The 26,168-nt window shown below is 63.7% G+C and carries 17 protein-coding genes and 1 riboswitch; of the genes, 7 read left to right on the top strand and 10 right to left on the bottom strand.

The features are described 5' to 3' along the window. The first annotated feature begins 31 nt into the window (after positions 1–31). Positions 32–1,696, top strand: coding sequence for an NAD-dependent DNA ligase LigB (gene ligB, locus LW136_RS01625; RefSeq protein ID WP_234174516.1), 1,665 nt, complete (start codon positions 32–34; stop codon positions 1,694–1,696). A gap of 61 nt (positions 1,697–1,757) precedes the next feature. Then, positions 1,758–2,138 carry a DUF1090 domain-containing protein gene (locus LW136_RS01620; RefSeq protein ID WP_234174515.1) on the top strand — a complete coding sequence of 127 codons (381 nt, stop codon included), beginning with the start codon at positions 1,758–1,760 and terminating at the stop codon, positions 2,136–2,138. On the opposite strand, the gene LW136_RS01615 is transcribed toward LW136_RS01620, so the two are convergent. Beyond that, complete coding sequence (locus LW136_RS01615; protein ID WP_090520858.1) at positions 2,135–2,581, bottom strand: c-type cytochrome; 447 nt, start codon at positions 2,579–2,581, stop codon at positions 2,135–2,137. The genes LW136_RS01620 and LW136_RS01615 overlap by 4 nt on opposite strands. Before the next feature lie 103 nt (positions 2,582–2,684). Continuing rightward, positions 2,685–3,122 carry a hypothetical protein gene (locus LW136_RS01610; protein WP_090520855.1) on the bottom strand — a complete coding sequence of 146 codons (438 nt, stop codon included), beginning with the start codon at positions 3,120–3,122 and terminating at the stop codon, positions 2,685–2,687. Between the two features lie 167 nt (positions 3,123–3,289). Further along, a riboswitch (S-adenosyl-L-homocysteine riboswitch) is annotated at positions 3,290–3,373 on the top strand. A gap of 24 nt (positions 3,374–3,397) precedes the next feature. Between LW136_RS01610 and ahcY the strand changes: the two genes are divergently transcribed. From ahcY to LW136_RS01595, 3 genes are all read left to right on the top strand, one after another. Then, positions 3,398–4,804 carry an adenosylhomocysteinase gene (ahcY, locus tag LW136_RS01605; RefSeq protein WP_090520853.1) on the top strand — a complete coding sequence of 469 codons (1,407 nt, stop codon included), beginning with the start codon at positions 3,398–3,400 and terminating at the stop codon, positions 4,802–4,804. 73 nt (positions 4,805–4,877) lie between these two features. Further along, positions 4,878–5,729, top strand: coding sequence for a methylenetetrahydrofolate reductase [NAD(P)H] (metF, locus tag LW136_RS01600; RefSeq protein ID WP_234174514.1), 852 nt, complete (start codon positions 4,878–4,880; stop codon positions 5,727–5,729). A 232-nt stretch (positions 5,730–5,961) separates the two neighbouring features. Next, complete coding sequence (locus LW136_RS01595; protein WP_234174513.1) at positions 5,962–7,785, top strand: RNA helicase RhlE2; 1,824 nt, start codon at positions 5,962–5,964, stop codon at positions 7,783–7,785. Between the two features lie 93 nt (positions 7,786–7,878). Here the strand turns inward: LW136_RS01595 and LW136_RS01590 are convergent, their stop codons facing one another. The 5 genes from LW136_RS01590 to LW136_RS01570 form a co-directional block, all read right to left on the bottom strand. Continuing rightward, the gene (locus LW136_RS01590) at positions 7,879–9,303 is read right to left on the bottom strand and encodes an AdeC/AdeK/OprM family multidrug efflux complex outer membrane factor (RefSeq protein WP_044315566.1); all 1,425 of its coding nucleotides are present in this window, start codon (positions 9,301–9,303) and stop codon (positions 7,879–7,881) included. Beyond that, positions 9,300–12,437, bottom strand: coding sequence for an efflux RND transporter permease subunit (locus LW136_RS01585; RefSeq protein WP_044315565.1), 3,138 nt, complete (start codon positions 12,435–12,437; stop codon positions 9,300–9,302). Before LW136_RS01585 ends, LW136_RS01590 begins: the two co-directional genes overlap by 4 nt. Positions 12,438–12,450: 13 nt before the next feature. After that, positions 12,451–13,593: an efflux RND transporter periplasmic adaptor subunit gene (locus LW136_RS01580; protein WP_090520847.1), complete on the bottom strand. Its 1,143-nt coding sequence runs from the start codon at positions 13,591–13,593 to the stop codon at positions 12,451–12,453. A gap of 265 nt (positions 13,594–13,858) precedes the next feature. Then, entirely contained in the window at positions 13,859–14,434 is a 576-nt protein-coding gene (locus tag LW136_RS01575) for a YceI family protein (RefSeq protein WP_102832297.1), read from the bottom strand. Positions 14,435–14,459: 25 nt separating this feature from the next. Further along, positions 14,460–15,014 carry a cytochrome b gene (locus tag LW136_RS01570; protein ID WP_023446062.1) on the bottom strand — a complete coding sequence of 185 codons (555 nt, stop codon included), beginning with the start codon at positions 15,012–15,014 and terminating at the stop codon, positions 14,460–14,462. 161 nt (positions 15,015–15,175) lie between these two features. Between LW136_RS01570 and LW136_RS01565 the strand changes: the two genes are divergently transcribed. Next, positions 15,176–16,582, top strand: coding sequence for an adenosylmethionine--8-amino-7-oxononanoate transaminase (locus tag LW136_RS01565; protein ID WP_023446063.1), 1,407 nt, complete (start codon positions 15,176–15,178; stop codon positions 16,580–16,582). An 81-nt stretch (positions 16,583–16,663) separates the two neighbouring features. Further along, a complete protein-coding gene (locus tag LW136_RS01560; RefSeq protein WP_234174512.1) occupies positions 16,664–17,380 on the top strand; it encodes a 16S rRNA (uracil(1498)-N(3))-methyltransferase in 717 nt (238 codons plus the stop codon). 24 nt (positions 17,381–17,404) lie between these two features. Here the strand turns inward: LW136_RS01560 and LW136_RS01555 are convergent, their stop codons facing one another. The 3 genes from LW136_RS01555 to LW136_RS01545 are packed head-to-tail and all read right to left on the bottom strand — an operon-like array spanning position 17,405 to position 26,167. Further along, positions 17,405–17,875, bottom strand: a complete 471-nt coding sequence (locus tag LW136_RS01555) for a chemotaxis protein CheW (protein WP_031298038.1) — start codon at positions 17,873–17,875, stop codon at positions 17,405–17,407. Continuing rightward, positions 17,872–18,924, bottom strand: coding sequence for a chemotaxis protein CheB (locus LW136_RS01550; protein WP_023446065.1), 1,053 nt, complete (start codon positions 18,922–18,924; stop codon positions 17,872–17,874). Before LW136_RS01550 ends, LW136_RS01555 begins: the two co-directional genes overlap by 4 nt. Next, positions 18,917–26,167, bottom strand: coding sequence for an Hpt domain-containing protein (locus LW136_RS01545; protein ID WP_234175226.1), 7,251 nt, complete (start codon positions 26,165–26,167; stop codon positions 18,917–18,919). Before LW136_RS01545 ends, LW136_RS01550 begins: the two co-directional genes overlap by 8 nt. Between the last annotated feature and the right edge of the window lies 1 nt (position 26,168).

Raw genomic sequence — 26,168 nt, 5'->3', positions numbered from 1 at the left:
CAGCCCAACTCATCAGAGCAAGGATGCTCGCATGCAACGCCTGATCGCACTGTCACTGTGCCTCTTCTCGCCGCTTTGCCTCGCCGCGTGTCCGACCTGGACCGATACGCACGCGCAACAGGAAATCACCAGCCTCCAACGGCAGCTGCAGCACTGGGACGATGCTTATCACCGCCGCGGCCTGTCGCTGGTGGATGACGAAATCTACGACCAGAGCCGTGCGCGCCTGTACGACTGGCAGCGTTGTTTCCCGAGCGCCGTCGCGGCTCCGGAGCCGTTGGCCGGCGCCGGCGGTCCGGTACTGCATCCGGTAATGCAGACCGGGCTGGCCAAGCTCGCCGACGAGCAGGCGGTCGCCGCCTGGATCGAGCGCCGCGAGGACCTGTGGATTCAGCCGAAGGTGGACGGCGTGGCGGTCACCCTGGTCTATCGTGGCGGCCTGCTGCAGCAGGCCATCAGCCGCGGCGATGGTTACAGCGGACAGGACTGGACAGCCCACGTCCGGCAGCTGCCGGCGGTTCCGTCCCGACTTGCAGCGCCTGGCGAGGTGATACTGCAGGGCGAACTTTACTGGCGTCTAGAGCAGCATGTGCAGGCGGAGTTTGGCAGCGCTGGCGCGCGCGGCCGTGTTGCCGGCGCCATGGCCAGCAACCGGCTGGACACCGATACGGCGGCGCAGATCGGCCTGTTCATCTGGGACTGGCCGAACGGGCCGGAGCAGATGACCCCTCGTCTGCAGCGGCTGGCCGCCATAGGGTTCAGCGACAGTCAGCGGTTCAGTCTGCCGCTACAGGGCCCCGCACAAGCGCAGCATTGGCGCGAACAGTGGTATCGGCAACCGCTGCCGTTCGCCACCGACGGCGTGGTGTTGCGGCAAGGCACGCGCCCGCCTGCCGAGCGCTGGCAGGCAGAGCCGCACTGGGCGGCGGCCTGGAAACATCCGCTGCGCAAGGGGGTGACCGAGGTCCGCGCCGTGGAGTTTCGCATCGGTCGCACCGGGCGCATCACGCCCATGCTGCAGCTGGCGCCGGTACATCTCGATGATCGCCGCATCCGTACGCTCAGCCTCGGCTCGCTGGAGCGCTGGCGCGAACTGGATGTGCGCCCCCGCGATCAGGTCGCAGTTGCGCTCGCCGGGCATAGCATCCCGCAACTGGACTCGGTGGTCTGGCGCAGCACCGAACGGGCGGAGGTCGCGGCACCAGACCCATCGCAGTATCACGCGCACAGCTGCTGGCAGCCAGCACCGGGCTGTGAGCAACAGTTCATCGCCCGCCTGGTCTGGCTGAGTGGCAAACAGGGCCTTGGCCTTGCCGGGGTAGGCCAAGGCAGTTGGCAGGCCCTGCTGGACGCCGGACTGCTGCCCGATCTGCTCGCCTGGCTGGAGCTGGACGCGACGACGTTGCAACAGGTCCCTGGCATCGGCAAGGCGCGCGCCAGCAAGCTGGTCGCGAGCTTCGCTCTCGCCCGGCAGAGGCCAGCGGGCCGATGGCTCAAGGCGCTCGGCATGCCGGTCAATCTGCCGCTCAACTTGCAGCCCGACTGGGACGTACTGGCGGCACGCAGCGTGGCGCAATGGCAGGCGGAACCGGGGGTTGGCAAGGCACGCGCAGAACAGCTGCATGCCTTCTTTCATGCGTCGGAGCTGCAGCTGCTGCGTCACAGGCTGCGCGCTGTCGGTGTTTCGGGGTTCTGAAGGGACTTTCCCCCGAATGTCGCGGTCGATAGGTGCTGGATAACAATTATGGAGGCGAGGCATGTCTTTGCGACATTGGCCGATTGCCCTGCTGATCGGCGCTACCGCCATCAGCCAGTTGGCTAGCGCGGCCCCCAACGCCGATAGCCAGTGCCACGACCAGCGCCAGGCCTTGCGCGAACAGCTGCAGCAGGCGCGCCTGCTGGGTGACAAGCTGCGCCAGACGCAACTCGACAGCGAACTGCAGGGCCTGACCGAGCAGTGCCAGGGCGTGGTTGCCCTGCACCCGCATCAAGTCGAATACGATCACACCAATCGCCAGGTTGAGCGGCGCGAGACGCTGCTACGCGAGGCTTTGGGCACCGGTGATGCCCAGCTGATCGAGCTGCGCCGCAATCAGCTGGCCAAGTCGCGGGAAAAGCTCGAATCGCTGCGCCGTTAGTAGGCGCGGAACTCCTTGTGGCAGGCTTCACAGGCATCCTCGACCCGCTGGAACGCCGGCGCCACGCTTTGTGCAGTAACCGGGGCGGAGGTCGTCACGCTCACCAGCGCTTCCGTGGTCGCTTCCAGTTCGCGGGCCATCTCGTTGAAACGCTCCTGACGCTGCCAGACGTCGTCACGCGCATCGCTCTGCTCTTCCTTCACATCAGGATAATGCTGCCAAGGCTGCCGCGAGAGCTCGTCCAGCTTGGCCGCGCCTGCACTGAAGCCTTCGCCGTCGAACGGGATGCGCCCGCGCAGCATGCCGCCAAGGTCTTCCTTGGTATCGAGCATCGCCTGGTAGATCGCTTTGCGCTTGCCCAACGGGGAATTGGGGTCGACCCGGTCGCAGCCCGTCAGCGCCAGGACAGCAATCAGGGGCAAGCTCAGCAGACTCAGCTTCATGGTTCAACCACTCGTCGATGCAAAGCGCGGGATTATCCCCGTCCATGCGCGGTTGAACAAATCAGTCGGGTTTCGACTCCGTCAGCCAAGATTGCTCAGCAGGCTATTGCGACCAGCTGCCGCCAGCGCTTTCGCAATCGATCTTGGCCTGGGCCCGATCAGTGGCGTGATAGTGATAGGTGACGATCGTCGCATCGCCGCCCACCTGGCTGGGCAAGGTACCGTTCTTCGCATGGGAGCCAGTGGCACGTTCGTTGGCCAGGGTCTCTGCCGTCATCGGCGCGGTGCAGGCACCGAAGTGGCCGTCGGGACAACTGTCGCGGAGCTCGCGGCGGGAGTTCTTCACCGCCTCGCTGTCCTGACAGACCCAGTCGATGGCGTCGTCCTTGTCCACGCCGTGGAATTCGAAACACTGCTCGGTCACCACTGGCGCAGGAACCGCGCCGGAGGTTTCGCTGTGCACGTAGCAGGATTTGGCGGCGGCAGGCAGGCTGAAGGCGCCGACAAGCAACACGGGCGCTAAGCGAAGCATGGGGTTCATGGCGGTCTCCTGAAACGGTTTCGCCCGGCAAGGGTCACCGAACCTGTAGTTTTCGACCCGCGCTCGCTCGCTGTAGTTCGCGCGGCGCGGGGTTGGGATTGCCGCGCGGCGCAGCTATAATCGCCGGGCTTTTTCCCGGTCGACTCCGCTTCGACCGTGCCCGCCACCCGTCCGAGGGGCGCTGCAGCAGGATGAAACCTGTCAGGCTCGGATGGGGCGTTTCCAGAACGCATCAACGGCGCCCATTCGCATCTATACGAATGGAGAACTCTTCGATGAGTGCTGTCATGACGCCTGCCGGTTTCACCGACTTCAAGGTCGCCGATATTTCCCTGGCTGCCTGGGGCCGCCGCGAAATCATCATCGCCGAATCCGAAATGCCCGCGCTGATGGGCCTGCGCAAGAAATACGCCGCCGAGCAGCCGCTCAAGGGCGCGAAGATCCTCGGCTGCATTCACATGACCATCCAGACCGCCGTGCTGATCGAGACGCTGATCGCGCTCGGCGCGGAAGTGCGTTGGTCGAGCTGCAACATCTTCTCCACCCAGGACCAGGCCGCTGCCGCCATCGCCGCTGCCGGCATCCCGGTGTTCGCCTGGAAGGGCGAGACCGAAGAAGAATACGAGTGGTGCATCGAGCAAACCATCCTCAAGGACGGCCAGCCGTGGGATGCCAACATGGTGCTGGACGACGGCGGTGACCTGACCCAGATCCTGCACGACAAGTATCCGCAGGTGCTCGAGCGCGTCCACGGCGTGACCGAGGAAACCACCACCGGCGTGCATCGCCTGCTCGACATGCTCAAGGGTGGCACCCTCAAGATCCCGGCGATCAACGTCAACGATTCTGTAACCAAGAGCAAGAACGACAACAAGTACGGCTGCCGTCACAGCCTGAACGATGCCATCAAGCGCGCTACCGACCACCTGCTCTCCGGCAAGCAGGCGCTGGTCGTCGGCTACGGCGACGTCGGCAAGGGTTCGGCACAGTCGCTGCGCCAGGAAGGCATGATCGTCAAGGTCTCGGAAGTCGATCCAATCTGCGCCATGCAGGCCTGCATGGACGGCTTCGAGCTGGTCTCCCCCTACAAGGACGGCATCAACGACGGCACCGAAGCCAGCGTCGATGCGGCCCTGCTGGGCAAGATCGACCTGATCGTCACCACCACCGGTAACGTCAACGTATGCGACGCCGGCATGCTCAAGGCGCTGAAGAAGCGCGCCGTGGTATGCAACATCGGCCACTTCGACAACGAGATCGACACCGCCTTCATGCGCGCCAACTGGGGCTGGGAAGAGGTCAAGCCGCAGGTGCACAAGATCCACCGCACCGGCAAGACCGTCGACCCGACCAACGACGACTACCTGATCCTCTTGGCCGAAGGCCGCCTGGTGAACCTGGGCAACGCCACCGGCCACCCGAGCCGGATCATGGACGGTTCCTTCGCCAACCAGGTGCTGGCGCAGATCCACCTCTACAACGAGAAGTTCGCCGACCTGCCAGTGGCCGAGAAGAGCCAGAACGTCACCGTCATGGTGCTGCCGAAGAAGCTCGACGAGGAAGTGGCGCTGGAAATGGTCAAGGGCTTCGGTGGCGTGGTCACCCAGCTGACCACCAAGCAGGCGGAATACATCGGCGTGACCGTCGAAGGTCCGTTCAAGCCGGACAGCTACCGCTACTAAGCAGGTCATGCTGCTGGCGACGACCTGCACCCTGCATTCGTCGCCAGCAGCCTGCAGCCCAAGGAATAACCGAATGACCGCTTTGAACCGCCCATCCATCAGCTTCGAGTTCTTCCCCACCAAGACCGAAGCCGGGCACGAAAAACTGCTGAACGTGGCCCGCCAGCTGGCCGGCTACCAACCCGATTTCTTCTCCTGCACCTACGGTGCCGGTGGCTCGACCCGCGATCGCACGCTCAACACCGTGCTGCAGCTCGACGGCGAGGTGAAGGTGCCGACCGCTCCGCACCTGTCCTGCGTCGGCGACACCAAGGCCGAATTGCGCGAACTGCTGAACCTCTACAAGGAGGCTGGCATCCAGCGCATCGTCGCCCTGCGCGGCGACCTGCCGTCCGGCATGGGCATGGCCAGCGGCGAGCTACGCTACGCCAACGAGCTGGTGGAATTCATCCGTAGCGAGACCGGCGATCACTTCCATATCGAGATTGCCGCCTACCCGGAAATGCATCCGCAGGCACGCAACTTCGAAGACGACCTGGCCAACTTCGTGCGCAAGGCCAAGGCCGGCGCCGACAGTGCCATCACCCAGTACTTCTTCAATGCCGACTGCTACTTCTACTTCGTCGAGCGCGTGCGCGAACTCGGCGTGGAAACCCCGGTGGTGCCTGGCATCATGCCGATCACCAACTACAGCAAGCTGGCACGCTTCTCCGATGCCTGCGGCGCCGAGATTCCGCGCTGGGTGCGCAAACAGCTCGAAAGCTACGGCGACGACATGCAGAGCATCCAGGCCTTCGGCGAGCAGGTCATCACCGAGATGTGTCAGAAGCTGCTGGCCGGCGGTGCGCCAGGCCTGCACTTCTACACGCTGAACCAGGCCGAGCCGAGCCTGGCGATCTGGAACAACCTCGGGCTGTCACGCTGAGCACCAGCCGGCTCCGTAGAAATACGGAGCTGGCTAATGAACCCGTGACCTGCGACACTGTCAGAGCAATGCGGCGTTAACAGGCTCTGTTATACTCCGCGCTTCCGCCAGGCTTACGCCCGGATGCCGCACATATGACCCGCGGCAGGACCGGACGGGATCGCACGCCAGTCGCGATTCGAGCCAGGCATGATCATCCCAGGGCCTCGCCCCTAACAAGACAGGATTACTCATGTCCTTTGCTTCCCTCGGTCTCTCCGAGGCTTTGGCCGGTGCCGTCGAGGCCGCCGGTTATACCCAGCCTACTCCCGTGCAACAGCGGGCCATTCCCGCCGTGTTGCAAGGCCGCGACCTGATGGTCGCCGCCCAGACCGGAACCGGTAAGACAGGCGGTTTCGCCCTGCCGGTACTCGAACTGCTGTTCCCGGGTGGTCACCCGGATCGTGAACACCGCTACGGCCCGAAACAGCCGCGCGTGCTGGTGCTGACACCAACCCGCGAGCTCGCCGCCCAGGTTCACGACAGTTTCAAGATCTACGCTCGCGATCTGCCGCTGAAAAGCGCGGTGATCTTCGGCGGCGTCGGCATGAATCCGCAGATCCAGGCCGTGGCCAAGGGCCTCGACGTGCTGGTCGCCTGCCCAGGTCGCTTGCTCGACCTGGCCAACCAGAAAGCCATCGATCTGTCGCACGTGGAAATCCTCGTCCTCGACGAAGCCGACCGCATGCTCGACATGGGCTTCATCCATGACGTCAAGAAGGTCCTGGCCAAGCTGCCGGCCAAACGCCAGAACCTGCTGTTCTCGGCAACCTTCTCCAAGGACATCACCGACCTCGCCGGCAAGCTGCTGCACAACCCCGAGCGCATCGAGGTCACGCCGCCGAACACTACCGTCGAGCGTATCGAGCAGCGAATGTTCCGCGTGGCTGCCAGCCACAAGCGCGCTCTGCTCGCGCACCTGATCACCCAGGGTGCCTGGGAGCAGGTGTTGGTCTTCACCCGCACCAAGCACGGCGCCAACCGTCTGGCCGAGTATCTGGAAAAGCACGGCCTGCCGGCTGCCGCGATTCATGGCAACAAGAGCCAGAACGCCCGCACCAAGGCTCTGGCTGACTTCAAGGCCAACCAGGTGCGCATCCTGGTCGCCACCGATATCGCCGCCCGCGGTCTGGATATCGACCAGCTGCCCCATGTGGTCAACTTCGAGCTGCCCAACGTCGAGGAAGACTACGTACACCGCATCGGCCGTACTGGCCGTGCCGGGCGCAGCGGTGAAGCCATTTCGCTGGTCGCGCCGGACGAGGAAAAGCTGCTCAAGGGCATCGAGCGCATGACCAAGCAGCGCATCCCTGAAGGCGATCTGATGGGCTTCGATGCCAGCGCCATCGAGACGGAGAAGCCGGAGGTGCGCGAACCGCGCCAGCCGCGTCCGCAGCGTGGCGAACGCAAGGCTCGCGCTGAGCGCGAAAAGCCGGCAGAGAAAGGCACCGAGCAGAAGGAACGCAACCGCCGCAGCCAGAGCAAGGCGCGCAAGCCTGCTCGCGATGGAGCCGCCAGTGAAGCGCAAACCGCTGCTCGACCTCCGCAGCTGCCGCCAAACCGTGCTCCGGACGAGTTTCTCGATGACGAAGTGGACAACTTCGGCAATCGTGTCGACTACGTCAGCCCGTATCAGAACAAGCAGAACCGCGGCCGGCGCCCTGGTGCTCCGGCTCCGGCTCCGGCTGGTGCCGCGCCACGTGCCGCCGGAGCCGCACGCCCTGGCGCTGCTGGTGCTCCCGCCGGCAAGGGCAAACGTCCGGGTACGGGCCAAGGCCAGGCGGCGCGCAGCGGCCAGCCGCGCAACGGCCAGCCACGGCGCAAGAACGACAGCCGACGGATCGAAGAGCCAGCCGTCGCGCGCCAGGAAGCTGCCAAGCCGCGTGAAAAGCAGCCAGTGATCATCCACAAGGAATCGAAGATCGATCGGCTGCCCAGTCTGGAGCAGCTCGAGCAGCTGCCGTCTCGCCCGCGTGGCGAAAAGCCGGCGCTGCTGACGCGCAACCGCGAGGCCTGAGCCGCGCCCGAAACAAAAACGCCGCCCATCGGGCGGCGTTTTTGTATCCACTCGACGACCGTCCCCAGAACCGGGGGCAGCCGTCGATGTCACTCAGCCCTCGGCAGGCGCCGCCTGTGGCATTCCCCGCCAACCGCCACCCAGGGCCTTGAACAGATTGACCTCGCTGGTCATCTGCGCGAGGCGATCGCTGATCAGCTGCTGCTGCACGCTGAACAACTGGCGCTGCGCATCGAGCACGGTCAGATAGCTGTCCACGCCGGTGCGATAACGGCGCTCGGCAAGGTTGTAGTAGTCCTCGCTGGTCGCCAGCAGATCCCGCTGCGCCTGCACCTGGCGGGTGTAGGTGGCCTGCGCCGCGAGACCATCGACCACTTCGCGGAATGCGGTCTGGATCGCCTTCTCGTATTGCGCGACCTGGATGTTCCTGCTGATCTCTGCGTAGTCCAGATTCGCGCGCAACTGGCCGGCATTGAAGATCGGCACGCTGATGCTCGGCGAGAAACTCCAGTAACCGGAACCGCCGTCGAACAAGCCGGACAGCTCACGGCTGGCGGTCCCTGCCGCGCCGGTCAGGCTGATGCGCGGGAAAAAGGCCGCACGCGCGGCGCCGATGCTGGCATTGACCGCACGCAGCTGGTACTCCGCCTGGAGAATATCCGGGCGTTGCTGCAGCAGGTCCGAGGGCAACCCGACCGGCAACGTCGCCAGCTGGGTGCGCTCGAGACCTTCGCCGCTCGGCAGACCGGCCGGTAGGCTCTGGCCCAGGAGCAGGGTCAGGGCATTGCGGTCCTGCGCCACCAGGCGGGTGTACTGCTCGATGCTCACCCGCGCGCTGTCCACCGCACTGCGTGCCTGACGCAGTTCCAGCGCCGAGGCGACGCCGACATCGAAGCTGCGCTGGGTCAGGCCCAGGCTTTCCTCGTAGGTCTTGAGCGTGTCACGGGTGACCTGCAGCAGCGCCTGATCGGCCTGCAGCGTCAGCCAGGCATTGGCGACACTGGCGATCAGGCTGATCTGCGTGCTGCGCTGCGCGGCCTCGCTGGCGAAGAACTCTTCCAGGGCCTGGTCGCGCAGGCTGCGCAGGCGGCCGAACAGATCCAGTTCCCAGGACACGCCGAAGGTGGCGCTGTACTGACTGCTGATGGCCGGCTCGCCGCTCATGTTCAGATCGCCCGGTGTACGGCTGCGGGTGCCAGCGCCATCGGCGCTCACCGCCGGCAGCACATCGGCGCGCTGCACGCGGTACAGCGCACGGTAGGCATCGACGTTCAGCGCGGCGACGCGCAGGTCGCGGTTGTTCTCCAGCGCGACCTCGATCAGCTGCTGCAGCGCCGGATCACGGAAGAACTCGCGCCAGCCGAGCGCCTGCGCCCGAGCCTCGGGGGATGGCTTCGAATAGACTTCGCCCTGCGGCCAGTCGGCCGGGACCGGCGCATCCGGACGCTGATACTCGGGGATCAGCGAGCAGCCACTCAGCGCCGCCACGAGCGCCAGACTCAACAGAGACTTGTTCACAGCGAGTCCTCCTTCACACCTTCGTTGGCGGGCTTCGTGCGGTCGAAGATTGTGCAGATCATCACGTAGAACAACGGAATCCAGAAAATCGCCAGCACCGCAGCGGAGATCATCCCGCCGATCACGCCAGTACCGATGGCGTGCTTACTGCCCGCGCCAGCCCCGGAAGCAAGCGCCAGCGGCACCACCCCGAGAATGAACGCCAGCGACGTCATGATGATCGGCCGCAGACGCATGCGACATGCCTGCAATGCCGCATCGACATGGCTCATGCCCTGCTCGTGCAGCGCCTTGGCGAACTCCACGATAAGGATCGCGTTACGCGCCGACAGACCAATGGTAGTGACCAGGCCCACCTGGAAGAACACCTCGTTGGAAAGGCCGCGCAGCAGCGTAAAGGCAAGCGCACCGACGATGCCAAGCGGCACCACCAGCATGACCGAGAACGGAATCGACCAGCTCTCGTACAAGGCCGCCAGGCAGAGGAACACCACCAGCAGCGACAGGGCGTAAAGCGCCAGCGTCTGCGAGCCGGCCAGCCGCTCCTCGTAGGATTGCCCGGTCCAGGAATAGCCCACCCCCGGCGGCAGCTGAGCGGCGATGCGCTCCACCTCGGCCATGGCATCACCCGAGCTGTAGCCGGGCGCCGGCTCGCCGAGCATCTCGATCGCGCTGACGCCGTTGTAGCGGGACAGCTTCGGCGAACCGTAAGTCCATTCGCCGCTGGCAAAGGCGCTGAACGGCACCATCTCGCCGGCATCGTTACGCACATACCACTTCTGCAAATCCTCAGGGCTCATGCGCGCGTCCGGAACGCCCTGCAAATACACCTTCTTCACCCGCCCTCGATCGATAAAGTCATTGACGTAGCGCCCACCCCAGGCGATCGACAGGGTGCTGTTGATCGCCGCCAGCGAAACGCCCAGTGCCCGCGCCTTTTCATCGTCGATAAGCACCTGATACTGCGGTTCGTCGCGCAGGGTATTGGGCCGCACCCGGGTCAGCACCGGACTCTGGCTGGCCAGCTGCATGAACTTGTCGCGGGCCTGCTGCAGCACTTCCTGGCCAACGCCGGCGCGGTCCTGCAGGAACAGGTTGAAACCGGTGGCGTTACCCAGCTCCATCACCGCCGGCGGCGCAAAGGCGAATACCTGAGCGTCACGGAAACTGGCGAAATGTTGCTGCGCACGCTGAGCCAGGGCGAATACGCCGTCCTCCTCGTTGGTCCGCTCGCTCCAAGGCTTCAGGCTGATGAAGGCGATACCCGAGCTCTGACCGCGGCCGGCGAAGCTGAAGCCGGTCACGGTAAAGACGGAACGAACGATGTCGCCCTCCTCTTCCAGCAGATAGCTGCGCATGGCGTCGATGCTCTGCTGGGTGCGCTCGGCAGTCGAGCCCGACGGGGTCATGACCTGAGCGAACAGGACGCCCTGGTCCTCTTCCGGCAGGAAGGCGCTGGGAATGCGGTTGAACAGCACCACCATGACGCCGACGATCAGCACATACAGCAGCAGGAACGGCGCCTTGCGCTTGAGCACGGCTTTCACACCGCGCTCATAGCCATTGACGCTGCGCTCGAAGGAGCGATTGAACCAGCCGAAGAAACCGCGTTTCTCGTGATGGTCGCCCTTGTCGATCGGCTTCAGCAATGTGGCACACAGCGCTGGCGTGAAGATCAGCGCCATCAGCACCGAGAGCACCATCGCCGATACGATGGTGATCGAGAACTGCCGGTAGATGACCCCGGTCGAGCCTCCGAAGAAGGCCATCGGCAGCAGTACCGCCGACAGCACCACACCAATGCCGATCAGCGCGCCCTGGATCTGGCCCATGGACTTGCGCGTCGCCTCCAGAGGCGAGAGCCCTTCTTCGCGCATCACCCGCTCGACGTTTTCCACCACCACGATGGCGTCGTCGACCAGCAGGCCGATGGCCAGGATCATGGCGAACATGGTCAGCGTGTTGATGCTGAAGCCGAACACCGCCAGCACGCCGAAGGTGCCCAGCAGCACCACCGGTACCGCGAGCGTCGGAACCAGCGTCGCGCGGAAGTTCTGCAGGAACAGGTACATCACCAGAAACACCAGCACGAACGCTTCGAGCAGCGTTTGCATGACACCGGTGATGGAGGCGGAGATGACCGGCGTAGTGTCGTACGGGTAGACCACATCGACGCCCGGCGGGAAGAACGGCTTGAGCTCGTCGATGGTCTTGCGCACGCCTTCGACAGTATCCAGCGCGTTGGCGCCAGTGGCCAGTTTCAACGCCAGGCCGGCAGCCGGCTTGCCGTTGAAATGCGCGCTGACCGAGTAGTTCTCACCGCCCAGCTCGACCTTGGCGACATCACCCAGACGCACCTGCGAGCCGTCGCTGTTGACCTTGAGCAGGATGTTGCGGAACTGCTCCGGAGTCTGCAGACGGGTCTTGCCGATCACCGTGGCGTTGAGCTGCTGCCCGGGCAGCGCCGGCAAGCCACCCAACTGGCCGGAAGACACCTGGACGTTCTGCGCCTGGATCGCCGAGCTGACATCCTCCGGCGTCAGGCTGAAGTTGTTCAGCTTGGCTGGATCGAGCCAGATGCGCATCGCGTACTGGGCACCGAACACCTGGAAGTCGCCCACACCCTTGGTCCGCGAGATCGGGTCCTGCATGTTGGCGACGATGTAGTTGGCCAGGTCGCGTTGATCCAGACTGCCGTCAGTCGATACCAGACCGATGATGATGAGGAAGTTGCGCACGGCCTTGGTGACGCGGATGCCCTGTTGCTGAACCTCTTGCGGCAGCAGCGGCGTTGCCAGCTGCAGCTTGTTCTGCACCTGGACCTGAGCGATATCGGGGTTGGTGCCCTGATCGAAGGTCACGGTGATTTCCATGCTCCCGTCGGAGTTACTCGACGAACTGATGTAGCGCAGCCCGTCGATACCGTTGAGCTGTTGTTCGATGACCTGCACCACGGTGTCCTGCACGGTCTGTGCAGAGGCGCCCGGGTAGGTCACCGAGATACCGACCGCGGGTGGGGCGATGCTCGGATACTGGTTGACCGGCAGGTTGAGGATGGACAGGCCGCCGGCGAGCATGATCACCAGAGCAATCACCCAGGCGAAGATCGGCCGGTCGATAAAGAAGTTGGACATGACTAGGAACCCCTCAGCCTTCTTGGCCTTGGGGTTGTGCAGACACCCCACCGCGATTATCGACATTGGTAGCCGGAGCCACCTCGACCTCGACCCCCGGCCGGATGAACTGCAGGCCTTCGGTGATCACGCGGTCGCCCGGCTGCAGGCCGTCACCGACCAGCCAGCGATTGCCCACGGCACGCTCGGTCTTGATCGGGCGCACTTCCACCTTGTTCTCGGCATTGACCACCATGGCGGTCGGGTCACCCTTGGTGTTGCGGGTGACGCCCTGCTGCGGAACCAGGATCGCCTCGCTCTTCATGCCGGCCACCAGCTGCGCATGGACGAACATGCCCGGCAGCAGATTCTTGTCCGGATTCGGGAATACGGCGCGCAGGGTCACCGAACCGGTACCAGGGTCGACCGTCACTTCGCTGAATTCGAGCTTGCCCTCATGGCCGTAATCGCTGCCATCTTCCAGTTTCAGGCTGACCCGCGCGGCGTTCTCGCCGGACTTCTGCAGCCGGCCTTCGGCCAGATCGCGGCGCAGCGCCAAGAGATCACGGGCAGGCTGGGTGACATCGACATAGATCGGATCGAGCTGCTGAATGGTCGCCAGCTCCTGCGCCTGGCCATTGCTGACCAGCGCACCTTCGGTGACGGCGGAACGGCCGATGCGGCCGGAGATGGGCGCCAGCACCTTGGTGTAGCGCAGGTCGATGCGCGCGCGCTCCAGCTCTGCTTCGGCCTGCAGGCTGGCTGCGCGGGCCTCGTCATAGGCCTGCTTGCTGACGGCCTGGTCCTTGACCAGCTCGGCATAACGGTCGGCCAGCGACTTGCTGGACGCCACGCTCGCCTGGGCGCTCTTCAACGTGGCTTCGTATACCGATGGATCAATCTGATACAGCTGCTGCCCGGCCTTTACGTCACTGCCTTCGGTAAACAGGCGCTTCTGGATGATGCCGTTGACCTGCGGTCGCACCTCGGCGATGCGGTAGGCGCGGGTACGCCCGGGCAGCTCGGTGGTTACCGCGAACGGCTCCGCCTGCAGGGTCACGATACCGACCTGGGGCTTCTGCTGGGCCGGAGGTGCTGCTTCTTCCTGACAGCCGGCCAGGAAAACAGCCATGGCGAGAATGGACATCAGGGCAGCATTGGCTGACTTGATTGGCATGGTTAGACCTCTTGAAAACCTGGCAGGCGGGAGTGGGCAACAGCACACCGCAGACGCGGAGAGCGGAAAGGGCCGAAATATACTTACATCCATGACTGTCTGTAAACCTGAAAAGACTCGTCGGACCTGCTGCAAATATTGCAAAAGGTGTGTTCATAGGCCCGTTCGCCACAGCTTTGTCCGCTGCGCAATCCGCGCCGATACATAATCCAGGCAAACGCAGAACGCCGGCAAGATGCCGGCGTTCGGGTTCCACGGGGAGCGTTTACTTGCGCACACCTTCGACCGAGATGATCAGATCGACCGTTTGCGACGCCGGCCCGAGATCCATCTTGATGTCGAAGTCCTTCAGCGTCAGCGTGGTACTGCCTTCGAAACCGGCACGGTAGCCACCCCAGGGATCATCACCTTCGGCGATGAACTTGGCAGCGATCACCACCGGTTTGGTCACGCCGTTGAGGGTCAGGTTGCCGCTGATGTCGGCAGTGCCGTCACCGGTCGACTTCACCGAAGTCGACTCGAAGGTCGCTGCCGGGTGCTTGTCGACGTTGAGGAAGTCATCGCTGCGCAGGTGCTTGTCGCGCTCGGCGTGGTTGGTATCGACGCTGGCGGTCTTCAGCGTGACCTTGACCTTGCTCGCTTCCGGCCTGTCCGCATCGAAGCTGAAGCTGCCATCGAAATCCCTGAACGTGCCCCACAGCCAGCTATAGCCGAGGTGGCTGATCTTGAAATTGACGAAGGCGTGCTGGCCCTGCTTGTCGATGGCGTAGTCGGCAGCGAATGCCTGGCCACCGACCAGTGCGGAACCGAGGACCAATGCGGCGAGGGTTTTCTTGAGCATCGATGGATTCTCCTATCGGGGGTGATTAACCGGCACTACGACCGAGCATGCGCTTGAGTGTCGCGTCGCGGTCGATGAAATGGTGTTTGAGCGCAGCCAGGGCGTGTACCACGGCGAAGATCACCAGCGCCCAGGCAGCGTATTCGTGAACAATCCCGGCGCTGTCGGCCTGATCGGGGATGGAAGTGATCAGCGCCGGCACCTCGAACAGGCCGAACACGCTGATCGGCCGGCCATCGGCGGTGGAGATCAGGTAACCCGAGATCATTACCAGGAACAGGCCGAGGTACAGCAGGCTGTGACCAAGCCTGGCCGCGATCCGGGTCAGCCGCCCCTGACTCGCCAGCGGCGCCGGCGCAGGGCTGACGAAACGCCAGAGCACCCGCAGCAGCATGATCAGAAACAGCGCGATGCCAATGCTCTTGTGCAGGTCCGGCGCGGTGCGATACCAGCTGCTGTAGTAGTTCAGCCCAACCATCCAGAAGCCCAGGCCGAACAGACCGAATACGGCGATGGCCACCAACCAGTGCAAGGCAATGCTGGTCAGCCCATAGTTCGTTGAGGAGTTACGCCAGTGCATTGAATCTTCCTTCAAATTCAGGCCTAGAAGCCTAGCCGGTTACCTATCGGAATTGAGCGCATTTTTTCGCTTTGAAACATCGAGTAAATCGATGACTGATCGCATCAAGTCATGCCCCAGCGCTTCTGCTAGGCTTCGCGACTCATTGCGGAGGAGTAACGATGAGCCTGAACGACAGCTGGATGCAACGCGACCTTGCCGTACTCTGGCATCCCTGCACCCAGATGAAAGATCACGAGCAGCTGCCGCTGATTCCGATCCGCCGCGGCGAAGGCGTCTGGCTGGAGGATTTCGACGGCAAGCGATACCTGGACGCGGTCAGTTCCTGGTGGGTCAACGTCTTCGGCCATGCCAATCCGCGCATCAATCAGCGCATCAAGGATCAGGTCGACCAACTCGAGCACGTGATGCTGGCCGGCTTCAGTCATCAGCCGGTGGTGGAGCTGTCGGAGCGCCTGGTCGCCCTGACACCGGCCGGACTGGACCGCGTCTTCTATACCGACAACGGTTCGACCGGTATCGAAGTGGCGCTGAAGATGAGCTTTCACTACTGGCGCAACAGCGGACGTGGCCAGAAGCAGCGCTTCGTCACCCTGACCAACAGCTATCACGGGGAAACCGTCGCCGCGATGTCGGTGGGTGATGTCGCCCTCTTCACCGACACCTACAAGCCGCTGCTGCTGGACACCTTCAAGGTTCCGAGCCCGGACTGCTACCTGCGACCCGAGGGTGTGAGCTGGGAAGAGCATTCGCGGCAGATGTTCGCGCACATGGAACAGACCCTTGCCGAGCACCACCAGGACATCGCCGCGGTCATCGTCGAACCGCTGATTCAGGGCGCCGGCGGCATGCGCATGTACCACCCGATATATCTGAAGCTGCTGCGCGAGGCCTGCGACCGCTACGAAGTGCACCTCATCCACGACGAGATCGCGGTCGGCTTCGGCCGCACCGGCAGCATGTTCGCCTGCGAGCAGGCTGGCATCACGCCAGACTTCCTCTGCCTGTCCAAAGCCTTGACCGGCGGCTATCTGCCGATGGCCGCAGTGCTCACCACCGACCGGATGTACCGGGCGTTCTACGACGACTATTCGACGCTGCGCGCCTTCCTCCATTCGCACACCTACACCGGCAACCCGCTGGCCTGCGCCGCGGCACTGGCGACCCTGGATATCTTCGCCGAAGACAACGTGATCGAAGCGAACAAGGCGCTGGCCGCGCGCATGGCCAGCGCCACCGCGCACCTGGTCGAGCATCCGCACGTGGCCGAGGTCCGCCAGACCGGCATGGCACTTGCCATCGAGATGGTTCAGGACAAGGCCAGCCGCACGGCCTATCCCTGGCAGGAGCGTCGCGGCCTGAAGGTCTATCAGCACGCGATGGAGCGCGGCGCGCTGTTGCGCCCGCTCGGCAGTGTGGTGTATTTCCTGCCGCCCTATTGCATCACCGAGGAACAGATCGACTTTCTCGCGGCAGTCGCCACCGAGGGAATCGACATCGCCACCCGAGATGCCTCCGGGGTATCGGTCCCGGTCGGTCCATACCCAGGCTTCAGAGACCCGGGCTGATGTGGAACATCGGCAGCCTGCGAGCCAGGCTGCCGATGCTTTAGACTTGCCGCTTCCAACTCGCCGCCTGCAGCTGCCTCCATGCGCCTATCCCGTTTTTTCATCGACGCCCCCCTTTCCCTTGGCCAGCACCCACTGCCTGACGCATCGGCCCACTACATCAGCAGGGTGCTGCGGCTTTCGGCCGGCAGCGCGGTTCAGCTGTTCGATGGTAGCGGCAGTGAATTTCGCGGCGAACTGCTGGAAGTCGGCAAGAAGTCCGTCACCGTCGAACTGCACGAACGCCTGACGGGGATGCCAGAGTCACCTCTACAGATCCACCTCGGGCAGGGTCTTTCCCGCGGTGAACGGATGGATTGGGCCATTCAGAAGGCCACCGAGCTAGGCGTAACGCAGATCACGCCCATCATCAGCGAGCGTTGCGAAGTGCGCCTCAACGATGAGCGTGCCGACAAACGTCTGGCCCATTGGCGTCAGATCGCGATCAGCGCCTGCGAGCAATGCGGCCGGTCGGTGCTGCCGGTCATACACCCGCCAATCAGCCTGCGTGACTGGTTGCCTGTCGAGGCAGACCTGAAGCTCGTGCTGCATCCAGTGGCCGCGCCGCTGACGAGCCATGCCAGACCGCAGACACTGGCTTTCCTGATCGGTCCGGAAGGAGGCTTGAGCGAGAGCGAAGTCGAACAAGCAGCCAATCAAGGGTTTCAGCCTGCTCGACTCGGCCCGCGAGTGCTGCGCACCGAGACCGCTCCGGTGGTGGCGCTGAGCGTGGCACAGCAGCTCTGGGGCGATTTCTGACGACGTACCGGGTGGCGGCCTCGATCAGATCAGGCCAGCATCGGCGAGCTTCTGCTCCAGACCGATCAGATCGGGGATTCGCGGCTGCACGTCGCCAAGGTTGACCGCATCCAGTTCGAGCGGGGCAAGCGTGACATCCGCGCGCGCGAGGCTGGCGTCGACCTTGATCGAGTGCGGGATGCCCTGCACCAGCAGCGCGATGAACTTGACGTGGTCGCGCCCACCAACCGCGTTGAGCACGGCAACCCGCGCCGAACTGCCAACCGGTTGTGCCTGGCCGCTGGACGCGGCCTCGAACGACAGCAGTGGTAGGCTCAGGTCACGCCACTGCACCTGCCCGAGAAACCATGCGGGCATGCCCTGCACCGCTTGCGGAGCGCGATAGGGAATCAGCTCGGCGACGGCCACGTTGGGCACCAGCAATACGCGATCGGCGAGCGGCATCAGCAGCCCGGTGAGGCTTTCCGCCTCCGGAGAAACGACCATTTGACTCATGAGTTATCCCGTTGAAAAGACGTGGCGGGCGTACCGACCTGGCTGACCAGATGATTGACCAAGGCTTGCGCCAGCTCGCGAGGGTCACCGCTGTAGGAGCTGTAGCCACCTTCGCGAAGATTGTCCGGCATACTTGAGCAGGCACAGGAGTCGGCGCGCTGCGTCCAGACCCTGCCACCCTGACGCAGCACATATGCGGCCGCCGCACTGCCGTCGCTGCCCATGCCACTGAAGGCAATGACACCGCAACGCTGGCCGAACTGCTGGGCCAGATTCAGCATCATCTGGTCGATCGACGGGCTATACGGTTCAGGCCAGCAACGACCGTTCAGGCGGGTGCTGCCATCGGACTCGAACCCGAGTTCCTCTCCGATCGGCGCGATGATCACTTCTCCGCAGCGCACCGGCTGGCCAGGGCGCACCTGTTGAACCTGCCACTGACTATGTCGGCCCACGGCCTGGGACAACGCGGACTCGAAGCTGGCTTCGATATGCTGGGCATAGATGAAACCGACTGGCAGGCCGCCAGGCAGCGCGTCCAGGAAGGCCTTCACGGCTTCCGGCCCACCGAGCGAAGCCGCCAGCAGCCATACCTGGGTCGCCGCTTCACCGGCATGCAGCGCGCTATCAGCCAGCAGCGGCGGTAGCGTCAGGCGCTCGGGGCGTTGTCCTTCACCCTGCAGTACGTCCAGACGCGGCCCCACTGCCCGTGACGGGTCACCGATCAGGCGCTTCAGCTTGCTGAACAGGCTGCGCTCCCAACGTGGGTAGAACTCCGAATGCCGCTCCGGCGCATGCCCCTCACCGAACAGCACCCGCGTGGTGTCGCGCTCAAGCAACGCATCCACAAGAGGCGAATCTTCGGTCTGCGCCAGATCGACCAGCCAGAGATCGGCCTCGGTGCTATCCAGGTCTGCCGGCTCGAGGCGCGCCGGGTCATTGTTCAATACCACCTGATAGCCACTGCCGGTCAAAGCCTGCTGCAGCACGTGACGCTGCAGAGAGGTGTCGGCGAGTACCGCAATGCGGGCGCAGAGAACGTCAGACATCGGCGTGAACCAAGCGCTGAATGGCCTCGAGCAACACCGATTCCTGATAGGGCTTGCCAAGGTATTCGTTGACGCCGATGGTCAGCGCGCGATCACGGTGCTTCTCGCCGGTACGCGAGGTGATCATGATGATCGGCAGATCCTTCAAACGCTCGTCGTGGCGAACCAGCGTGGCCACCTCGAAGCCGTCCATGCGCGGCATCTCGATATCCAGCAGCATGATGTCCGGCTTGCGCTCCTGCAGCTGAGTGATGGCATCCACCCCGTCCTTGGCGGTCAGAACGTTCATGCCATTGCGCTCCAGCAGACGACTGGTGACCTTGCGCACGGTGACCGAATCGTCAACCACCATGACCAGTGTCGGCCGTTCGGTTTCGACCTCGACCGGCTCCTGCACCTGATCGATAAGGCGCGGCTGTTGCAGCTGAATGAGCTGGTGCGCATGGAGCACACGGATGGTCGCCAGCAGGTCCAGAATCACCACGACCCGGCCATCGCCGAGGATGGTCGCGCCGGAAATGCCATGTACGCCGGCGAACTGCAGCCCGAGGCTCTTCACCACGATTTCACGAGAACCGGCGAGGCTGTCGACCTGTACCGCAACGCTGTGCTCTTTCGAGCGGACCAGGATCACCGGCAGCGGCAGGCTCTGCCCCACCAGCTTGGGCTTCTGGCCGTTGTTCAAGAGATCGCCGAGGTAACGCAGCTCGTAAGCCTGACCGGCATATTCGAAGCGCGGTGCATCCGGCTGGTAATAAGCTTCCAGCTCGTATGGCGAGACACGCACGATACCTTCGATGGTATTCAGCGGGATCGCATACAGATCCTCACCGGAGTAAACCATCAGCGCGCGGTTCACCGACACTGTGAACGGCAGGCGAATCAGGAAGCGCGTGCCCTGACCGAGCGTCGACTCGATGCTCATCGACCCGCCGAGCTGCTTCACTTCCGAGTGCACCACGTCCATGCCCACGCCGCGTCCGGAGATCTGCGTGACGCGCTCCGCGGTGGAGAACCCGGCTTCGAGGATGAACTGCAGGATTTCATGCTCGGACAGGTCGCTATCGGAGGACATCAGCCCGCGCTCGATCGCCTTGCGCCGCACCGCGTCCAGATTGATGCCACCGCCGTCATCCGCCAGCGTCAGCACGATATCGCCACCCTCACGGGCCAGATCCAGGCGTATCACACCCTGCTCGGGCTTGCCGGCAGCGCGACGACGCTCGACCGGCTCGATGCCATGGTCCACGGCGTTGCGCAGCATGTGCTCAAGCGGCGCGACGATTCGCTCGAGCACGCTGCGGTCCATCTCACCGGTGGCGTTGCCGACCATGAACTCGACCTGTTTGCCGAGCTCGCCAGCGACCTGCCGCACGATTCTGCGCAGGCGCGGCACCAGGCGCTCGAAAGGAACCATGCGGGTACGCATGAGGCCTTCCTGTAGCTCGGTATTGACCCGAGCCTGCTGCAGCAGCAGCGTTTCAGCGTCGCGATTACGCGCAGCCAGGGTTTCCTTCAGATCGAGCAAGTCGGACGCAGACTCGAACAGTGCGCGCGAAAGCTGTTGCAGCTGCGAATGGCGGTCCATTTCCAGCGGGTCGAAATCGTCATAGCCGGCGCGCTCGGCTTCAGCCTGGTAACGGCTGAGAATCTGCGCCTGGGTTTCGGTATCCAATCGGCGCAGCTGATCGCGCACCCGCTCGATGGTCGCTTCCATCTCGCCAAGGGTGAAGCCGACGTCGCTGACCTGCTGCTCGACTCGACCGCGGAAGATCGATGTTTCGCCCGCCAGGTTGACCAGACCCTCCAGCAGTTCTGCGGGAACCTTGACCAGCTCCTGCGGTGCCCGCCGCGCAGCGGCTTCCTGAGCGGCCAGCTGTGCGCGTCGAATGAATGGCAGCACCTTCGCCGGGCTGGTACTCGGCTTCGGCAAGGTACTGGCCGCGACGATCGGTTGTTCCAGAGTCACCGGCTCGCGCGGCAACTCTGGCTCGAGCTCCGGCGACTCAGGTTGCGAAGCGTCGCTTCCGTCGCTCGCCAGGCCCGCCCGAAGCAGCTCGACATCCCTCAGCAGCGCGTCGTAGCCGTGCTGCACATCGAGAAACAGGCTATCCGGCCACGGGGCGCCCTGCTGCTGCGCCTCGCTCAACCGCTGCTCCAGATCGTGGGCCATGTTGCCCAGTGCGGTCTGCCCAGCCAGCCGCGCACCGCCTTTCAGCGTGTGCAGCACACGGAGCATGTCAGCCAACGGAGCGGCATCCTCGCGGCCGGCATCCCAGCGACCGAGCGCTGATTCCATTTCCTCCAGCAGGTCGTCAGCCTCCTCGACAAAGATGTCGAGAATTTCGGCTTCGGCAGACTGCTGCGCATCTTCCTGAGCGGCCTTCAGCGACACGCTGCTGGGAATGCTCAGTTGCTCATCGGGGTTGTTGCGAAAGTGGCGAATCGTCTCGATCAGCGCACCACCCGATGGCACCGGTTGGTGGGCCCGCACCGCCTCGAGCATTTCCGCCAGGCGGTCCTGGCAGGCCTGCAGAAGGCCGAACAATTCCGGGCTGGCCCGGTAGCTACCGGCGCACAGGCCTTCGTAAAGAAACTCGAGCTCGTGGGAGAGATCACCGATTTCACGGATATCAGCCATCCGGGCCCCGCCCTTGAGGGTATGCAGATCGCGCTGCAATGCCTCGAGTTCGAAGCTGTTGTCGACATCCGCCATCCAGCGTTGCAAACCACCCGCAGCACTCTCGATGAGGTCGAAACCCTCCTCGAGGAAGATCTCCACTAATTCGGGATCGCGCTCGACTGCGTCGTGCTCCTCGGCGGCCGGCACAGCTTCGAACGCTTCCGGCACCTCATCCAGCTCGGGAAGGCTGAGGTCGATCTCATCCAACTCTTCGCTGAACGGGATATCCGAAGCGCGGCTATCGTCCGCTGCAGTTTCGTTGTCGCCTTCATCCGCCTCGGCAGAAGTCTCATCGACCTCGAGCAGCGGCAAATCAAACGCATCGGCGCTCAGCGGCTCATCCAGCGATTGAGCAGAATCGTTCTCCGGTCGGATCAGGTCAGGACCCGCAGCCGCCTCGAGTAGGGGCGCATCAGTCGAATCAACGCCGTCGAATGCCGGCAGAGCCCCCTGACGGAAGGCTTTCATCGACTCGATGAGTGCATCAGCACTGCTCATCGGCATCTCGCCCTGCAGCTGCTCGAGCTGCAGCGCCAGATGATCGTGGCTACGCTGCAACAGCGCTGCAAGCGGGGCGGAATGGACGTAGCGACCGTCGGAGAGCCCCTCGTAAAGCGACTCCAGCTCATGGGCGAGGTCGCCGATCGGACGGATTGCTGCCATCCGGGCGCCGCCCTTGAGGGTGTGAAGGTCGCGCAGCAGAGCCGAGAGCGCCATCTGGTTGGCCGGATCAGCGAGCCAGCGATCAAGCGCATGGCCGGCGCTTTCCATCAGGTCGACGGCTTCGTCGAGAAAGATCTCAACCATTTCGTGATCGAGATCGTCCTGCGCCTCGTCTTGCGGGGCGTCTTCTTCGGGCCAGGCTTCGGCTTCGGCTTCGGCTTCGGCTTCGGCTTCGGCTTCGGCTTCGGCTTCGGCTTCGGCTTCGGCTTCGGCTTCGGCTTCGGCTTCGGCTTCGGCTTCGGCTTCGGCTTCGGCTTCGGCTGGCAATTCTGTCAGCGAAATCTCGCCAGGAGCAGCAACCGAAACTGGGTCGCCCGGCTGCTCCAGAACCAATGGGTCAATGGCTTCGGCGAGCAATGCTTCGAGCCGCGCCACCAACTCCGACTGCTCACTCACCTGCAGCGCGGCAGCTACCTGATCCATCATGCCGACCAGCGCTTCATGGCCCTGCTCGACGTCGTCGAAGAAGCGCTCGCTGACAGCCAGTCGCCCCTCCTCAACCACCGCGTACAAACGCAGCAGCACCTGGCACAACGCTTCCATCTGCGGCAGGTCGGCCATTTTCGCGCCCTGTCCGAGCGTGGTCAGCTCCTGCAGCAGAGCGGAGAGTTCCTGACGCTCGGCAGGATGCTCGCGCCAGCTGCGCAGCAAATCTTCGGCATCCAGCAGGATGTCCATGCCTTCAGAGAGGAACAGCGCGATCACGCTCGGATCGCGGGCCTCACCAGCATCGTTATGCTGGCGGGCGCCGGCTTCGACCAATCTGGCCTGATGCAGGGCGTGCACCTTGGCCAGGAACTCCGGGGCGCCTTCTATCGGCGCCAACGGTTCGTGATCGAGATTGGCCAGCCCCTGGCGTAACAACAGCTCGGCCTCATGCAGCAGCTCGGCTTCGGCCAGATCCATCTGGATCAGGTTGGTCTTGAATTCCTTGACCATCTTCTCCAGAGGCGTTGCGATTTCCGCCACCGGCAGGATGCCGGCCATGTGCGCACTACCCTTGAGCGTGTGCAAGGCACGTTGCAGCGCATCGGTCACCGGTTGCGGCAGGCGCTGGGCGCAATCGGCGAGAAAACTGACCAGCGTGGCCAGATGCGATTCGGCCTCGTTGCGAAAAATTTCCAGCAACTGGGGGTCCAGTGCGTCGTCATCGTCTTGCGGAGCCGCGGACGGGGCAGGCTCGTTCGCAATCGCAGCAAGCGTCTCAGCAGGCTGCGAAAGCACCACTGACTGCCCCTTGGCCAAGGCATGCGCTGCTGCCGCAAGGTGATCGACGTCATCACGCTGGCGCTGGGCCTTGGCTGCGAACTCATCGACGAGGGCTGGCATGAGTGCAACGACATCGCACACGACCTGCCTCACCGAGTCGGTCGGCTGGATGCTGCGATCGAGAACCCGATTGAGCAGGTTCTCGATGGACCACGCCAACTCGCCGATGACCAGTGCACGCACCATCCGCCCACTGCCCTTGAGCGTGTGGAATGCACGTCGCACTTCGCCCAGGGCATCCTTGTTGTCACTGTCGGCAAGCCAGAGTGGCAACTGCTCGCCAATCGCCTCCAGAACTTCTGCCGCTTCCTCGATGAAGACTTCCAGCAGGTCCTCGTCGACCGGTTCTTCGTCGGCAGGAGGCGGCAGGAGGCTAGGCGGTACATCCTGAGCAGGCGGGTTGATGGCTGCGACCGGCGCCGCCATGACGTCCTCAAGGCTGAGTACAGGCTCGACTTCCACCTGCAGGCTTTCAGGTTCGGAATAATCTGGCAGGCTCACTTCCGCAAGATCGAGCTCGGCGACCTGCGCATCGCTCCATTCGCTCATGTCCGACTCATCTTCAAGTGAGTCTGGAGGCGTTTCGGGCGCCGGCATCTCTTCTGGCAGGTTGAAAATGATTTCTTCATCGCCGGACAGGTCTTCCAGCGTCCACTCGCTTTCCTCGGCCTCCGCCGCGATCTCCGCATCATGGCTCTCGAGTGGCGCTTGCGCCTCGCTCAAGAAATCAGGGTCCATCGGTGCCGGAGATTCTTCCTGGTCGACCGCAACGGGGTCGAATGCATCCAGACTTGCGTCCGGCTCCTCAGGCAGCACCTCGATCTCGTCCAGCGGATCGGCGAATTCGTTCTCGACCGCCGCGACCTTCATCGGAGCATTTGCATGTCCCAGCGAGTAGCCGAGGTTCTGCAGGCTTTCTTCGGCCACATCCAGAATCAGATCGCCCTGGGTGCCGCAATCCTCGGACAGTCGCTCGAGGTAATACTCGACGCTGGTGATCGCGTCAGCCAGAGTATCCAGGCTCTGCCAGTCCGGTACGGCCTGTCGCGCCAGAAGCTGATCCTGGATGTAGCCATTGCAGGCTTGCAGCAGGGACGCAGCACGCTCCAGGGGAATCATCGCCAGGCCGCCGCGAACCTGAGTGAGCAGATCCGGCACCCGGGCCAGATGCTCGTGGTTCCATTGCGAGGCAATGAATTCGATGATTGCGTCCTTGGCCTGCTCCAGCCCGTTACGCGCTTCGCGAATGACCAACTGGTGAATCTGGGCAACATCGGTGGTCGGCAGGTGGCTTGCTTCGCTGCGCTCCTCCGCGGGACCGCCGACCATGCCGGCCAGCGTAGCCTCGACATAGAGCAACGCACCGGCGATATCCATCAGTATGGCGTCGTCGGGCGCCTGCTGCCCCTGCGCTACGGACTGGACGAGGACGATCTGATCGAGAATGATCTTGCGCGGTTGAGCGAAGCCGAGCACTGCCAAGGTATCGGCGATCTGCTTGAGCGGCACCTCGAGGCCGGACAGCTCGGCAATGACCTTGCGATCGCTGCGCACGAACAGGTCCAGGCTGTCCTTTACCCGCACCAGCTCTTCACAAAGGGCAGCGACCACCGAGCGCATCGCACCACGGTCGGGACCAGCCAGCTGAGCACGCTCCTGATCGACCACGGCGCTGTCTGGCAGCGCTTCGTCGAGGCGGTAAAGCTGCTTTAACGCCTGGATACGGGGCGTCTGCCCCGGCGCCTTGGCGACGTAGAAGAGCAGGTTCTTGATCAGCTCATCGGGCGCAGCCTGATTTAGGCCATCAGCGCCTTCCTCGACCAACCGCTTGAGCTGCTTGTCTACCTGTCGCAACAAGGTGCGGACGGAGGTGCCGTTGCTCACGCCGCCACTGGCCAGACCTTCGACCATGCCCGAGGCGATCTGCCATAGCGCCGCCAGTGGCGCATCCTTGCAGAGCATTTCCAGGCGGGCGAATACCCGCGCCATGTAGCCGAGATTGGTCGGTAGGTCCTGGTTGCGAATCACCCCAACCAGCGCAACCTGCAGCATCTGGCGCAGCTTGCGCAGCAGGGCCGGCAGCTCGTTGGTACGCAGACGCTCGACCGACTCCTGGGAAAGCGCCGGCGTGCGTCCGGACAGGTCGGGTGAAAATAGGCTGGTTTCAGAAAGCAGCTTTTCACCGCGAGCGGCGCGCAGGTCGTTAAGCAGCGGCAGCACCACCATCGGCAGGTCGCGGCGCGCACTCTGAATGCGGTCCAGATAGGCAGGCAGCTGCAGGATGGCCTGCATCATCACCTCGAGCGCCTCGCCCTGATTGGCCACCCGCTCGTCGAGCAGGGCCCGCGCCAGCTGCTCCATTTCCTCGGCGAGCAATGCTGCGCCGAAGAACTCCACCATCTGCAGAGTGCCGTGGACCTGATGCACATAGGTCAGGCAAAAGCGCATCCGGGTCGAGTCCTGTGGGTTCTCGACGAACGCCTCCAGAGCCTGACGCGCCTGCTTAAGCGTCTCGGCAATCTCGCCTTTCACCCACTCCAGGGCGACATAATCGTGCCGATCACCCATA

It is taken from the genome of Stutzerimonas kunmingensis, from assembly GCF_021432085.1.
Taxonomy (GTDB): domain Bacteria; phylum Pseudomonadota; class Gammaproteobacteria; order Pseudomonadales; family Pseudomonadaceae; genus Stutzerimonas.
The sequence above is the reverse complement of the archived record's forward strand: the minus strand, read 5'-3'. Positions and strand labels throughout refer to the sequence as shown.

Excerpts from the sequence above, each read along its gene's own strand:
- LW136_RS01555 (WP_031298038.1), bottom strand. The coding sequence starts at position 17,875 with ATGAGTCAAATGGTCGTTTCTCCGGAGGCGGAAAGCCTCACCGGGCTG.
- LW136_RS01565 (WP_023446063.1), top strand. The coding sequence starts at position 15,176 with ATGAGCCTGAACGACAGCTGGATGCAACGCGACCTTGCCGTACTCTGG.
- LW136_RS01615 (WP_090520858.1), bottom strand. The coding sequence starts at position 2,581 with ATGAAGCTGAGTCTGCTGAGCTTGCCCCTGATTGCTGTCCTGGCGCTG.
- LW136_RS01545 (WP_234175226.1), bottom strand. The coding sequence starts at position 26,167 with ATGGGTGATCGGCACGATTATGTCGCCCTGGAGTGGGTGAAAGGCGAG.
- LW136_RS01580 (WP_090520847.1), bottom strand. The coding sequence starts at position 13,593 with ATGCCAATCAAGTCAGCCAATGCTGCCCTGATGTCCATTCTCGCCATG.
- metF (WP_234174514.1), top strand. The coding sequence starts at position 4,878 with ATGACCGCTTTGAACCGCCCATCCATCAGCTTCGAGTTCTTCCCCACC.
- LW136_RS01585 (WP_044315565.1), bottom strand. The coding sequence starts at position 12,437 with ATGTCCAACTTCTTTATCGACCGGCCGATCTTCGCCTGGGTGATTGCT.
- LW136_RS01575 (WP_102832297.1), bottom strand. The coding sequence starts at position 14,434 with ATGCTCAAGAAAACCCTCGCCGCATTGGTCCTCGGTTCCGCACTGGTC.
- LW136_RS01560 (WP_234174512.1), top strand. The coding sequence starts at position 16,664 with ATGCGCCTATCCCGTTTTTTCATCGACGCCCCCCTTTCCCTTGGCCAG.
- LW136_RS01595 (WP_234174513.1), top strand. The coding sequence starts at position 5,962 with ATGTCCTTTGCTTCCCTCGGTCTCTCCGAGGCTTTGGCCGGTGCCGTC.
- LW136_RS01620 (WP_234174515.1), top strand. The coding sequence starts at position 1,758 with ATGTCTTTGCGACATTGGCCGATTGCCCTGCTGATCGGCGCTACCGCC.
- LW136_RS01550 (WP_023446065.1), bottom strand. The coding sequence starts at position 18,924 with ATGTCTGACGTTCTCTGCGCCCGCATTGCGGTACTCGCCGACACCTCT.
- ahcY (WP_090520853.1), top strand. The coding sequence starts at position 3,398 with ATGAGTGCTGTCATGACGCCTGCCGGTTTCACCGACTTCAAGGTCGCC.
- LW136_RS01610 (WP_090520855.1), bottom strand. The coding sequence starts at position 3,122 with ATGAACCCCATGCTTCGCTTAGCGCCCGTGTTGCTTGTCGGCGCCTTC.
- LW136_RS01570 (WP_023446062.1), bottom strand. The coding sequence starts at position 15,014 with ATGCACTGGCGTAACTCCTCAACGAACTATGGGCTGACCAGCATTGCC.
- ligB (WP_234174516.1), top strand. The coding sequence starts at position 32 with ATGCAACGCCTGATCGCACTGTCACTGTGCCTCTTCTCGCCGCTTTGC.